Below are 12,893 nucleotides of genomic sequence, written 5' to 3'. Positions count from 1 at the left end.
GGTCGCGCTCGTACCCTGCGGCGACGACGAGGGGCCGAGGGGGCCGGGCGATGACGAAGGTGCTGGTCGTCGACGACGACTTCATGGTCGCCAGGCTGCACAGCCGGTACGTCGCCGCGGTGGACGGGTTCGTGGTGGCGGGCGTGGCGCACAGCGGCGCCGACGCGCTGCGGGCGGTGGAGCGGCTGCGGCCCGATCTGCTGCTCCTGGACGTGTACCTGCCCGACATGGACGGGCTCGCGGTGCTGCGGGAGGTGCGGGCGGCGGAGGGGCTCGACCCCGGCCGGGTGCCGGTGGACGCCCTGTTCATCACCGCCGCCCGCGAGGCCGGGGTGATCCGCGCGGCCCTGCGCGCCGGGGCCCTGCACTATCTGATCAAGCCGTTCAACCAGGCCGCGCTGCGGGAGCAGTTGCGGCACGTGGCGGCCCTGCGGGCCCGGCTCGACGGCCTCGCCGAGGCCCGCCAGGAGGACGTCGACCAGCTCTTCGGCGGCCGTCCGCCCGGCTCCCGCGAACTCCCCAAGGGCCTGGCCCCGCACACCGCGGACCTGGTGGAGCACACCCTGCGCGCCCACCCCCGGGGCCTGTCCGCGTCCGAGTGCGCGGCGGCGGGCCGCCTCTCACGCGTCAGCGCCCGCCGCTATCTGGAGTTCTTCGCGGTGACGGGCCGCGCGGAGGTGACCCTGAAGTACGGCGGGGCGGGGCGTCCGGAGCGGCGGTACCGGTGGGTGACCTGAGGGGAGGCTGAGGGGGTCCTTAACGGGAGCATAAGGATCGCCCGCGGCCCCTTTTAGCAGGGGGATTCGGGTCGGGCGGGGGCTAGCTTGCTGATCGTCGCGGGGTCTTCACCCCGCTTCCCCCCCCCACCCCGTACGTCGGCTAGGAGATCCCCCATGACTGCTGCCCGCAAGGCCGCCGCGATCGCCACGGCAGGTGTCGCACCGCTCGCCCTCACCGTGCTCACCGCCGCGCCCGCTGCCGCGCACGGGTCGATGACGGATCCGGTGAGCCGGGTGGCCGCGTGTTTCCAGGAGGGTCCCGAGGCGCCGAAGTCGGCGGCCTGCAAGGCGCTCGTCCGGGCGGGCGGCACCCAGCCCCTGTACGACTGGAACGAGGTCAACATCGCGAACGCCGCGGGCAGGTCGAAGGAGATCATCCCCGACGGCAAGCTGTGCAGCGCGGGCAACGCCAAGTACAAGGGGCTCGACCTGCCCCGCACCGACTGGCCCGCGGCGAGGCTCAGCGCCGGGAAGCACACCTTCCGCTACCGGGCCACGGCCCCGCACCGGGGCTCCTTCGAGCTGTACGTCACCAAGGCCTCGTACGACCCGGCCAAGCCCTTGAGGTGGTCGGACCTCCAGCCGCGGCCCTTCGCGAAGGTCACCGACCCGAAGCTGGTGAACGGCTCGTACGAGTTCAGCGGCACCGTCCCGGCCAGGTCGGGGCGGCATCTCGTGTACTCGATCTGGCAGCGGTCCGATTCGCCCGAGGCGTTCTACACCTGCTCGGACGTGGTCTTCGGCGCGGGCAAGGCCGGGAGCAAGGATGCTCTCACCCCGGCCGCCGTCGCGCCGTCGGAGAAGGACATGGCCGCCGGTGCGCGGAGGTCCACCGTGGAGCACCACGGCCACGGCGACCTCGGTGACGGCGGCGGGGCGAAGGGGCCCTCGGCCATGGGCGGCGCCGCGCAGCCGGTGGCGGCCGGCGGCGAGAGCCTCGCCGAGACCGGCGGCGACGGCTCCGGCGCGCGGTACGCCGTGGGCGGGGCCGCGGCGATCGCGCTCGGCGCGGGCACGCTGTTCGTGGCGGCACGGCGACGGGCCGCCACGAACCGCTAGGCCCTAGGACAGACAGGTCGTCGGGGTCGCGTGGGCCGGGTCGAGCGCGTTGGCCACCTCGTGGTGGGCGATCCGGTCCAAGGCCCCGATGGCCACGTGCTCGGAGAGGTCCACGGGGCACAGGTCCTGCAGCAGGACGTTGCGCACGTTCGGCCCGTCGAGGAACTGCGAGCGGTACGGCGTGACGACCTCGTCGTACCGCGTGGCGATGACGGTGTAGCGCACGCCGGGCACGGTGTCGCCGCCCGCGTTCAGCCTGGTCAGGAACTTCGAGCCGGCGATCTGGTCGGCCAGACCCGGCGTGGCCGTGGTGAGCAGGGCCTCGACGCCCGGGAAGTACGGCAGGAGCTTGGTCAGGCCGAGCAGGGTCGTACCGTGGTTGTCGGGCGCGAGGCCGACGAGCGCGTTCACCTTCGCGGCGCCGCCGAGGAACTTCAGATAGTGACGGGGCATCATGCCGCCCTGCGAGTGCCCGACGAGGTCGACCTCCTCGGCCCCGGTCGCCTCAAGGACCTTGTCGACGTACGCGTCGAGCTGCTCGGCGGACTTCGCGAGGGGGCCGAGCCCGTGCACGAGGGGCACGAGCGGCAGCTGGCCGTAGTCGAGCGAGAAGACGCAGTAGCCGCGGCCCACCAGATAGGGCGCGAGGACGAGCCAGTTGTCCACGGAGTTCGCGAAGGTGCCGTGGACGAGGACGACCGGGCGGGGGTGGGCGGCGGACGGGCGGCAGTCGTAGTCGTTCCAGCCGCGCGTCGGGGCCACCGCGGCGGCGGAAGCGGGGGACGCGGCGGCCGTGGCGGTGGGGGTGAGCGTGGCGGCGCCCGTGATCAGCAGGGCGGCGGTGAGCGCGCGCAGCGCTCGTCTCCAGGGCAGCATCAGGCGATCTCCTCGCGGATCGGGGCAGGTGCGATGACCGGCTAACGATCGACTGTGACCCGGATCACGGAATTGACGCGTTCATGCTAAATTACGTGCCGGTAGTAGAAGTGTGAAGTTGCGCGCGGGCACGACTTCCCAGTGATCACCGGCGCGATTGCGCGCACGGACGGCCCGCCGCGGCGGGCTCAGCCGTCCTTCACCTCGAGGCCGAGCACCAGCGCCAGCGCCGGTGCCAGCTCGACCAGTTGCAGACCGCTGATCGTCGCCCCGCGCAGTGCGTCGAGCCCGGAGGCGATGCCCAGGGCCGCGGCCCCGCTGAGGTCGGCCCGGTCCACGGTGACGTTGTCGAAGCGCACGCGCTCCAGGGTGGTGCCGGGGAAGGCGACCCCCGCCAGCCGCGCCCCGCTGAAGTCGGCGTCCCGCAGCAGGCAGTCCGCGAAGGTGACGTCGCGCAGCTCGGCCGCGCGCAGGTTCACGGAGTCGAACTTGCACTGGTGGAAGACCACCCGGCGCAGCCGCGAGCTGTGCAGTTCCACCCCGGCGAGCAGCCCGGCGTCCGCCTCGCAGTCCGTCCACTGGGTCTCGGCCAGGTCGACCCCCACCCAGCGGGTCCGCTGCGCCCAGACGTCGTTGAAGCGGGCCCGGCGGTAGCGCCCGCCCTCGAAGGCGACCGAGGAGAAGGCGCATTCGAGGAAGACGGTGCCGCCGCCGTCCAGGTCGACGAAGTCTCCGCCGTCGAAGTGCACGGACTCGTGGTCGCCGTCGCGCTCCAGCTCCCCCGCGAACACCTCGAGCCGGTGCGCGTACGGCAGGTCCGCGAGGTCGCGGGGAGCGGGGGCGGCGCGGTGCGGGGTCGCGGCCATGACGGTCCTCTCGAAAGGGGGTGGGGTGCCGTCGTTGTACCGCGTACGGGCCGGGGCGGCCCAATCGCGCGGCGCCGGACACCCGCCCGCGACGCACCAGCCGACATCAAGAAGTACCCTCGAAGGAATGGTCGATATCGCCATAAAACGACCACCGCCCATGTGACGTGCATCACTGAACAGAGGGCGCCCCTAGGGATGCGATCACCCCAACTCTCCTTCCAGTAGCGCGACTTGGAGCCACGGAAGCTCCCGCGACCGGCTCCCCCGCCGATTCGCTCAGACGGATCCTGCGCTCGGCGCGCCCTACGCCGCCAGCGACCCCGGCACGATCGCGGTCGCCCCGAACTTCCGCCGGGCCCGGTCCGCCACCGCCTCGATGCGGCGGGCCCGCTCGTCCGCCGGGTCGAAGGTGAGCTGGTGGGCGGCCTGGTCGGCGGGGCCGAGGCCCTCGGCGCGCAGGGCGATCGCGCGGACCCGGGCCCGCTGCAGACCGAGCGCCTCGTACAGGCCGTACGCCGCCCGCGTCAGCTCCGCCGAGTGCGCGGTCGGCTCCTTCAGGGTGCGGCTGCGCGTGGTCGCGGAGCGGTCGGCGTAGCGGACGGTGAGGGTCAGGGTGCGGCAGACCTTGTCGAGGGCGCGCAGCCGGGTGCCCAGCTCCTCGGCGGCCGAGAGCAGGGCACGGCGGTGCCTGCCGGGGTCGATCTCGTCGTGGGAGAAGGCGCGTTCGGTGGCCAGGGAGCGGGAGACCGCGTTCGGCACCACCCGGCCCCGGTCCATGCCGCCCGCCCGCTCGCGCAGCTCGCGGCCCGCCTTGGCGCCGATCAGGCGCTGGAGCGTGGACAGGGGCGCGGCGGCGACCCGGCCGAGGGTGTCGAGGCCGTACTCGCACAGGGTGCGGGCGGTCGCCGCGCCGACGCCGGGCAGCGCGGCGACGGGCTTCCCGGCGAGGAACTCGGCAGCGGCGTCCGCGGGCACCGCGCACGGCGCGCCGGGCCGGGCGTCGCGCAGCGCGACCCGGGCGAGCATCGGCCCGGGGCCCGCGCCGATCAGGCAGTCGACGCCGTGCAGCGCGAGGGCGCGCACGCGGATCACCGACGCGAGGCCGACGGCGTCGCGTCCGAAGTACCGCTCGGCGCCCCGCAGATCGGCGAGGGCCCCGTCCGGCGGCAGCGCCTCGACAACCGGGGTGAACTCCTCCAGGAGCCCGAGCAGGCCCGGCAGGGCCGCCTCGTACATCGGCGGCAGCTGGAAACGTACGCAGAGGATGGTCATCCCGCACTCCCCGGGCTCCGGTGCCACAACTTCCGTCCCGTGGGCGCCCGTTCGCCGGGCGGCTGGAGGTCGGCCCACGGGTGCATCTCGTATCCGGTCTCCATCCGGATGCGGCGGCCGCCTGCGGGGTCGCCGCCCCGGCCCGCCGCCGCGACCGCCCCGGATTCCGCGACCGCCCCGGGCTCCCCGGCCTCCGCGGACCCGGACTCCGCGGACGCCCCGGCCGCCGCACCGCCCTCGGCCAGGCGTGGCGCCACCGCGTCCAGGCCGCCCGCGCGGCGCAGCTCCACCAGGTCCGCGAGGTTCCACGCGGCCGAGCCGACGACGCTGAGGCTGCGCGGGCCGCGCCGCTGCACCACGCCGCGGACGAGGAGCAGCCAGGAGTGGAAGACGGTGTGCGCGCAGGCGGCGTGGGCGTCGCCGAAGAAGGCCAGGTCGACCAGGCCGGTGCCGTCGTCGAGGGTGGTGAAGATGACGCGCTTGCCGGAGCGGATCGGCGGGGTCTGCGTCGCGGCCTTGGCGCCCGCGACCAGGACGGTGTCGCCGTGCCGCGCGGTGCGCAGCCGGCGTGCGGAGGTGACGCCCAGCTCGTCGAGGAAGGCGCGGTGGTCGTCCATCAGGTTCCGCGAGGCGTCCATGGAGAGCACGCCGAGCTCGGCGCTCAGCCGCTCCGCGTCGTCGAGGTCGGGCAGGCCCGCGGGCGCGGTGTCCCGGCCGCCGGTCAGCGGCAGCTGGGGGCCACGCCCGCCACGGGCGCCGCGCTGCAGCTCCGTCAGGTGCAGTTGCAGGTCACGGCGGTTGGCGCCGAAGGCGTCGAGGGCGCCCACCTGGGCGAGCCGTCCGGCGAGCGGGCGGCTCGGCCGGGCCCGCTCCCAGAAGTCGAGCAGCGAGGAGTACGGCTGCCCGGCCGCGATCCGGGCCGCCTCGGCCTCGCTGATCCCGTGCACGTCACAGAGCGCGAGCCGTACGCCCCACGCTCCGGATTCGGACTCCAGTTCGATGCGATGGGCCGCCGCGGACCGGTTCACGTCGAGGGGCAGGATGGGCACCCCGCGGCGCCGCGCGTCCGCGAGCAGCAGCCGCTTCGGGTACATCCCCGGGTCGTGCGTGAGCAGGCCCGCGTAGAAGGCCGCCGGATGGTGGGCCTTCAGCCACGCCGACTGGTACGTGGGCACGGCGAAGGCCACGGCGTGCGCCTTGCAGAAGCCGTAGCTGCCGAAGGCCTCGACGATCTCCCAGGTCCGCCGGATCGTCTCGGCGTCGTAGCCCTTCGCGGCCGCCGCCTGCGCGAACCAGTGGCGGATGCGGCCCTGCGACTCGGGGTCGGACAGACCGCGGCGCACCCGGTCCGCCTCGTCGCGCCCGCAGCCGGTCATGATGGCGACGATGTGGATGACCTGCTCGTGGAAGACGACGACCCCGTACGTCTCCTTGAGCGGTTCCTCCAGGTCGGGGTGCGGATAGCGGATCGGCGCGCGGCCGTGTCTGGCCTCGATGAACGGCCGCACCATGTCGGCGGCGACCGGCCCGGGCCGGAACAGCGAGATGTCCACCACCAGGTCGTGGAAGGTCGCGGGCTGGAGGCGTCCCACCAGGTCCCGCTGGCCCGGCGACTCGATCTGGAAGCAGCCGAGCGTCTCGGCGGAGCGGATGAGCCGGTACGTCGCCGGGTCGCCCTCCGGCACCCGGCGCGGGTCGTCCAGGTCGACCCGTTCCCCCGTGGCCCGCTCGACCTCGGCGACCGCGTGCGCCATCGCCGACTGCATCCGCACGCCGAGCACGTCGAGCTTGAGCAGGCCGAGGTCCTCCACGTCCTCCTTGTCGAACTGGGACATGGGGAAGCCCTCGCCGCTGGTGGGCACGACGGGGGTGCGACGGAGCAGCGAGGCGTCGGAGAGCAGCACGCCGCACGGGTGCATGGCGACGCCGCGCGGCAGCGCGTCGAGGCCCTCGACCAGCTCCCACAGCCGGCCGTGCCGGTCCGCCTCGGCCGCGATGCCCTTCAGCTCGGGCAGCTCCGCCATCGCCGCGCGGGCGTCGCGGGCGCGGATGTGCGGGAAGGCCTTGGCGATCCGGTCGGTCTCGGCGGGGCCCATGGACAGGGCCGCGCCCACGTCGCGGATCGCGTGCCGGACCCGGTACGTCTCCGGCATCGCGACCGTCGCCACCCGCTCCTGGCCGAACCGGCCGAGGATCGCGCGGTAGACCTCCAGGCGGCGCGCGGACTCCACGTCGATGTCGATGTCCGGAAGCACCCGCCGCCGCGTGGACAGGAACCGCTCCATGAGCAGCCCGTGCGCGACCGGGTCGGCGTGCGCGATGCCGAGGAGGTGGTTGACCAGGGACCCGGCGCCGGAGCCGCGCGCGGCCACACGGATGCCCAGGGCCCGTACGTCGTCGACGACTTGGGCGACGGTCAGGAAGTACGAGGCGTAGCCGTGGTGGGCGATGATGTCCAGCTCGTGGTGCATCCGCTCCCAGTACGCCCGCCGGTCGGCGCGCCCGTCGTAGCCGCGCAGCACCATGCCCGCGGCCGCCCGGGAGGCGAGGACGCGCTGCGCGGTGCGGCGCCCGGCGCCGACGAGGGCGGGCTCGGGGAAGCGCACGGAGCCGATGCCGAGGTCGTCCTGGGGGTCGACCAGGCACGCGGCGGCGGCCGCCGCCGTCTGTTCGAGCAGCCGGTGCGCGGTGTCGCGGCGGAACCCGGCGGCCTCGACGATCCGCTCGGCGGCGCCCAGCATGGCGGCCTCGCCCTTCAGCCAGCGCTCGCCGCCGTCGTGCTCCCCGCGCGGGTCGATGGGCACCAGGCGGCGGGCGGCGTCCAGGACGTCGGCGACGGGGCCCTGGCCCGGGTCGGCGTAGCGGACGGCGTTGGTCAGGACGGGGCGCAGCCGCTGCTCGGCGGCGAAGCCGACGGTGCGGGCGGCGAGCCGCAGCGAGCCGGGCCCGGTGCCCGAGCGGCCGTGCCACACCGCTTCGAGGCACAGGGCGTCGCCGTACCGCTCGCGCCAGGGGACGAGCAGGCGGGCCGCGCGGTCGGGGCGCCCGGCGGCGAGCGCCCGGCCGACGTCGGACGCGGGGCCGAGCAGCACGGTCAGGCCTTCGCCGTGGTTGTCGTCCCAGGGCAGCACGGGCCTGCCGTCGCGGTGGGCGGCGCTGACCAGGCGGCACAGCGCCGCCCAGCCCGTGGCCCCGTCCCGGGCGAGGAAGGTCACCCTCGGGGTCGACTCGTCGATGAAGGCGCCGCCGCGCACCGGGGCGCGGCGGCGCGCGCCGCGCTCGCCGTCCTCCCGGGGGGCGGGCGGGTCCACCGCGAGCTCCGTGCCGAACAGCGGCCGCACGCCCGCCTTCTCGCACGCCTTGGCGAAGCGGATCGCGCCCGCGAGGGTGTCCCGGTCGGTGAGCGCGAGCGCGTCCATGCCCCGCTCGGCGGCGCGCTCGGCGAGCCGCTCCGGGTGCGAGGCCCCGTACCGCAGGGAGAACCCGGAGGCGGTGTGCAGATGCGTGAACCCGGGCACACGCACCTCCTGAACCTTCCGCTTCCTGTCCCCCACCTCCACCATAGACCACGTTCGAATATTAGTTCGACCGCACGCGCGGGGCACCCTTCATCCATTCGGCCCCGCCCCGCCTGCGCCCCCCGCGGGCGCCTCGGAGCGTGGGGGCATGACCTTCGCCGACGAGTTGAAGAGCGCCGTCACACCGCGAGCAGCCCTGCTGGTCATCGGCGTCCTGGCCCTGCAACTGCTGTTCATCACCTCCTACGTGGGGGCGCTGCACCACCCGAAGCCGACGGACGTGCCCTTCGGAGTCGTCGCGCCGGGCCCCGCGGCCGAGCAGACCAAGGAGCAGCTGTCCCGGCTCCCCGGGGATCCGCTCGACCCGCGCGTGCTCAAGGACGAGGCCGCGGCCCGGAAGCAGATCATGGACCGGAAGATCGACGGGGCCCTGGTCGTCGACCCCCGGGGCACGAACGACACCCTTCTGGTCGCCTCCGGCGGCGGCAAGGCGCTCGCCAACGCCCTGGAGACGATCAGCACCGGGGTCGCGGGCGCCGAGAAGCGCACCGTGAAGACCGTGGACGTGGCCCCGGCGTCGGCCCAGGACTTCAACGGCCTGTCGTCCTTCTACCTGGTCGTCGGCTGGTGCGTCGGCGGCTATCTGTGCGCGTCGATCATGTCGATCAGCGCGGGCTCCCGGCCCGCGACCCCGCAGCGCGCGGCGATCAGGCTCGGCGCCATGGCCCTGCTCTCGATCGCGGGCGGCATCGGCGGCGCGGTCATCGTCGGCCCGATCCTGGGCGCCCTGCCCGGCTCGGTCCTGGCCCTGTGGGGCCTCGGCTCACTGCTCACCTTCGCGGTCGGCGCGATCACCCTCGCCCTGGAGGAGCTCACCGGCATCGTCGGCATCGGCCTCGCGGTGCTGCTCATCGTGGTCGCGGGCAACCCGAGCGCGGGCGGCGCCTTCCCGCTGCCGATGCTGCCCCCGTTCTGGGAGGCGATCGGCCCCGCGCTACCCCCGGGCGCGGGCACCTGGGTCGCCCGCTCGATCGCGTACTTCAAGGGCAACGCGACCACGGGCCCGCTGCTCGTCCTGTCGGCGTGGGCAGTGGCGGGGACGGCCGTCACCTTGGTGACGGCAAAGCTCAGGCGCCGGACCGAAAGCCCGTCAAGGGGGCCCCGCCCTGCTCCTTAAGAGCTTGGGGGAGTTTGAGGACGAGGCGCGAAGCGCCAACAAAGGGGGAAAGGGGCGAAGCCCCCTATACACCCCACTGTCACACCCACCTGCAACCCTGAAAAGCATGATCCGCACACTCGCCGTCGAAAACTACCGCTCCCTCCGCAAACTGATCGTCCCCCTGGACGGACTGAACGTGATCACGGGAGCGAACGGCACGGGAAAGTCCAGCCTGTACCGGGCCCTGCGGCTGCTGGCGGACTCCGCCCAAGGGGGCGCGGTAGCCGCCCTGGCCCGCGAGGGCGGCGTGCCCTCCGCCCTGTGGGCGGGCGAGAAGAAGGACGAGCCCGCCGCCCTGCGACTCGGCTTCGCCGGGGACGAGTTCGGCTACGCCGTGGACTTCGGCGTCCCCCAGTCGAGCGGAGCGCAGCCCGGCGGCGCCCCGTCCATGTTCGCCCTCGACCCGGAGATCAAGCGGGAGTGCACCTGGGCGGGCCCGGTGCTGCGCACCGCCGCGCTGCTCTGTGACCGCGCGGGCCCCGCCGTGCGCACCCGCACCGCCGACGGCGGCTGGCACCGCTCCCAGGGCATCCGCCCGTACGACAGCATGCTGAGCGAGTTCGCGGACCCCCAGCTCGCGCCGGACCTGCTCAGGCTGCGCGAGCTGATCCGCTCCTGGCGGTTCTACGACCACGTCCGCACGGACGCCGGGGCGCCCGCCCGCGCGGCCCGCGTCGGCACCCGCACCCCGGTGCTCGCCCACGACGGCGCCGACCTCGCGGCCGCGCTCCAGACCATCCGCGAGACCGGTGACGACGAGGCCCTGGACGCCGCCGTGGACGCCGCGTTCCCGGGCAGCCGGGTGCGGATCGCCGACAACGGCGGGCGGTTCGAGATCCAGCTCCACCAGCGCGGGCTGCGGCGCCCCCTCGGCCCGGCCGAGCTGTCCGACGGCACCCTGCGCTATCTGCTGTGGACGGCAGCGCTCCTGACGCCCCGGCCGCCCGCGCTGCTGGTGCTCAACGAGCCGGAGACCAGCCTCCACCCCGAGCTCCTGCGCCCCCTCGCGGACCTGATCCTGACGGCCGCCAAGGACACCCAGGTCGTCCTGGTCACCCACGCCCAGGACCTCGCGGACGCGATCGCCGAGGGCGCGCGCCGCCACCGCACGGACGTCAACTCCATAGAGCTGGTGAAGGAGCGGGGCGAGACCCGGGTGGCGGGCCGCGCCAGCCTGCTGGACGAGCCCCTCTGGTACTGGCCCAAGCGCTGACCCCGCGCACACCCGCCGCAGACGCGTTCGAGGTGCGCCCTCCGGCCAATCCCGTCCCTTCCGCGGGGCGCACGGCGCGGCACAGACCACCCATTCGCAGCCATGCACTCCGCTTTGCGGCGATCCGGAAATTCCACCCCAATGCCCACTCCCCGCCGGTCACAGGGGGTATCGGACGTCCCGGCGCGCCCGTCGAAGCACATCACTTCACGCCACTACCCTCAGTTCTCAACCAACGACTGAAAGTAAGCGTCCGATGTGCTTTCCGTGACGCCCTGAGCAAGACTCGCTTCCGGTTCCGTTCGTTATCCGGGAAATCAAGCAAGGGAGTGTTCGAAATGCGGTACATCACTGGAGGGATCGCGCTGGGCGCCGCCCTCGCGCTCGGCGGCCTGTCCACGGCGGCCCTGGCCGGCCCCGCGCCCGAGCCCACCCGGGCCCAGGGGTACGCGCCCTCCGAGCTGGTGCTCACCATCGGCTACGGCGACAAGGCCGAGACCGCGGACATCCAGCGTGCCGTGACGCTCGGCTGCTCCTCCGGCGGCGTCGGCAGCCACCCCGACGCGGCCGCCGCGTGCGACCAGCTGCGCTCGGTGGGCGGCAAGTTCGACGCCATCACCAAGAAGTCGTCGCCGCGCCCCTGTACCAAGGAGTGGAACCCGATCGTCGTCACCGCCCAGGGCGTGTGGGAGGGCCGCCGGGTCTCGTACGCGCACACCTTCGCCAACCCCTGCGCGCTGAAGATCGGCCAGGGGCAGGTCTTCTCCTTCTGAGGCCGCTCCATCTGAGGCCGCGCGAGCCGCAGCGGCCCCCACGCCTCGTGAAGCCCCGTCACGCCGGGACGAGTTCCCCGCGCGGCGGGGCTCACTCCGTCACGGGCCCGCGAGCCAGCCCCGCAGCGCCGCCTGGGCGCCCGCCTGGAAACGGGTGTCGGCGTCCAGCTCGTCGAGCAGCCGGGTGATGCGGCGGCGCGCGGTGTGCACATGGACGCCGAGGCGGCGGGCGATCGCCTCGTCCTTGAGGCCCCCGGCGAGCAGCCGGAGCAGGTCGCGGTGCTCCTCGGGCGGGCGCCGCGCACCGCCGCCGAGCGGCAGGGCCCGCTCCCAGAGCGCCTCGAAGAGCGGCCCGAAGACCTGCCGGGGCAGCGTGCCGCGCACCACCACGGCGGCACCGTCCCCCGCGTCCCCCGTGGCGTCCGGGGCGGGCAGCAGCAGCGCGGCACGGCCGTCCACGGCGATGAGCCCGGTGGGCAGATGGGCCGCCGTCCGCACCTGAAGGCCCCGCTCCAGAAGCAGGGGAAGCGGCCTGAGCAGGCCGGGCGGCGCGACGCCTTCGCGGGCCAGGACCGCGCGCACCGCCACCCCGCGCTCCAGGAGCGCCGCGACGCCCGCGCCAGGCAGGACGCCGTCCGCCGCCCGGGAGCCGGTGGCCGGGGCGGTGTCCCCCGCCGCCCGGAAGTCCAGGCCCGGCGGCCGGTCCAGGATCAGCACCTGCCGCTCGGCGTGGGCCAGCAGATGGTCGACGCGGCGCCGGACCGCGGCCGCTCCCCTGACCGTCTCGACCGCCGCGCCGACGCCGGGCGCGGCGGCCGGGTCCGGCTCCAGGCGCTCGGCGATCTCGTCGGCCTCCCGCCGCAGGCGCTCCAACTCCGCCGCCCGGTAGTGCAGTTCCGCCTGTCTTCGGCGGATCAGGGCGCGCACGGCGGGCGCGGGCGGCACCGGGCGCGGCAGGGCGGGCCGCGCCTGCCCCGCGCCGGGCGCGACGTCCGGCTCCGGCAGGGTGAAGCCGTGCTCCCGCAGCCGCGCGAGGGACCGCTCCAACTCGCCCCTGGTGATCCCCAGTTCCCGCCGCAGCTGCTCCGCGTCCAGGGCCGCCGCGGCCCGGCGCCGCAGCAGCGCCCCGTACACCCGCTCGTCCGACTCCCCCAGGCCCAGGTCGCGCAGCGCGCTTCCCTTGCCGCTCCCCACCATGGTCATGACGGGAAGTCTCACGCCGCCCCCGGGTGCACACAAGTGTGCGGACCCACTTGTGACCCGTAGTTATTCCTTGATCAACACTCGGGCAACGACTTGCATGGCTGACGCACGT

Annotated in this window: 10 protein-coding genes; 5 read left to right on the top strand and 5 right to left on the bottom strand. The window is 74.5% G+C overall.

What is annotated here, in order from left to right:
- Nucleotides 1-50 precede the first annotated feature (50 nt).
- Together AC5WAM_RS32555 and AC5WAM_RS32550 are read left to right on the top strand one after the other, a co-directional pair.
- Nucleotides 51-737 (top strand): response regulator, encoded by a 687-nt coding sequence (locus AC5WAM_RS32555; RefSeq protein ID WP_366789588.1) that lies wholly within the window; start codon nt 51-53, stop codon nt 735-737.
- Nucleotides 738-893: 156 nt separating this feature from the next.
- Nucleotides 894-1,838 carry a lytic polysaccharide monooxygenase auxiliary activity family 9 protein gene (locus AC5WAM_RS32550; protein ID WP_495519719.1) on the top strand — a complete coding sequence of 315 codons (945 nt, stop codon included), beginning with the start codon at nt 894-896 and terminating at the stop codon, nt 1,836-1,838.
- Between the two features lie 3 nt (nt 1,839-1,841).
- On the opposite strand, the gene AC5WAM_RS32545 is transcribed toward AC5WAM_RS32550, so the two are convergent.
- The 4 genes from AC5WAM_RS32545 to AC5WAM_RS32530 form a co-directional block, all read right to left on the bottom strand.
- Nucleotides 1,842-2,714 (bottom strand): esterase/lipase family protein, encoded by an 873-nt coding sequence (locus AC5WAM_RS32545; protein WP_366789586.1) that lies wholly within the window; start codon nt 2,712-2,714, stop codon nt 1,842-1,844.
- A gap of 188 nt (nt 2,715-2,902) precedes the next feature.
- Nucleotides 2,903-3,580, bottom strand: coding sequence for a pentapeptide repeat-containing protein (locus AC5WAM_RS32540; RefSeq protein WP_366789585.1), 678 nt, complete (start codon nt 3,578-3,580; stop codon nt 2,903-2,905).
- Between the two features lie 306 nt (nt 3,581-3,886).
- A complete protein-coding gene (locus tag AC5WAM_RS32535) occupies nt 3,887-4,855 on the bottom strand; it encodes a DNA polymerase Y family protein (protein WP_495519718.1) in 969 nt (322 codons plus the stop codon).
- Nucleotides 4,852-8,373 (bottom strand): DNA polymerase III subunit alpha, encoded by a 3,522-nt coding sequence (locus AC5WAM_RS32530; protein WP_495519717.1) that lies wholly within the window; start codon nt 8,371-8,373, stop codon nt 4,852-4,854. Before AC5WAM_RS32530 ends, AC5WAM_RS32535 begins: the two co-directional genes overlap by 4 nt.
- A 148-nt stretch (nt 8,374-8,521) precedes the next feature.
- Between AC5WAM_RS32530 and AC5WAM_RS32525 the strand changes: the two genes are divergently transcribed.
- The 3 genes from AC5WAM_RS32525 to AC5WAM_RS32515 all read left to right on the top strand — a co-directional run bounded on the left by AC5WAM_RS32525 (nt 8,522) and on the right by AC5WAM_RS32515 (nt 11,578).
- Nucleotides 8,522-9,550 carry a DUF3533 domain-containing protein gene (locus AC5WAM_RS32525; protein WP_495519716.1) on the top strand — a complete coding sequence of 343 codons (1,029 nt, stop codon included), beginning with the start codon at nt 8,522-8,524 and terminating at the stop codon, nt 9,548-9,550.
- A 106-nt stretch (nt 9,551-9,656) separates the two neighbouring features.
- The gene (locus tag AC5WAM_RS32520; RefSeq protein ID WP_366789581.1) at nt 9,657-10,805 is read left to right on the top strand and encodes an AAA family ATPase; all 1,149 of its coding nucleotides are present in this window, start codon (nt 9,657-9,659) and stop codon (nt 10,803-10,805) included.
- Between the two features lie 338 nt (nt 10,806-11,143).
- Nucleotides 11,144-11,578: a subtilase-type protease inhibitor gene (locus AC5WAM_RS32515; RefSeq protein WP_366789580.1), complete on the top strand. Its 435-nt coding sequence runs from the start codon at nt 11,144-11,146 to the stop codon at nt 11,576-11,578.
- Nucleotides 11,579-11,677: 99 nt separating this feature from the next.
- On the opposite strand, the gene AC5WAM_RS32510 is transcribed toward AC5WAM_RS32515, so the two are convergent.
- Complete coding sequence (locus AC5WAM_RS32510; RefSeq protein ID WP_495519715.1) at nt 11,678-12,781, bottom strand: helix-turn-helix domain-containing protein; 1,104 nt, start codon at nt 12,779-12,781, stop codon at nt 11,678-11,680.
- Nucleotides 12,782-12,893: the final 112 nt, after the last annotated feature.

The organism is Streptomyces sp. JLYT201, from assembly GCF_059448825.1.
This window is presented reverse-complemented; position numbering and strand designations above follow the sequence as displayed.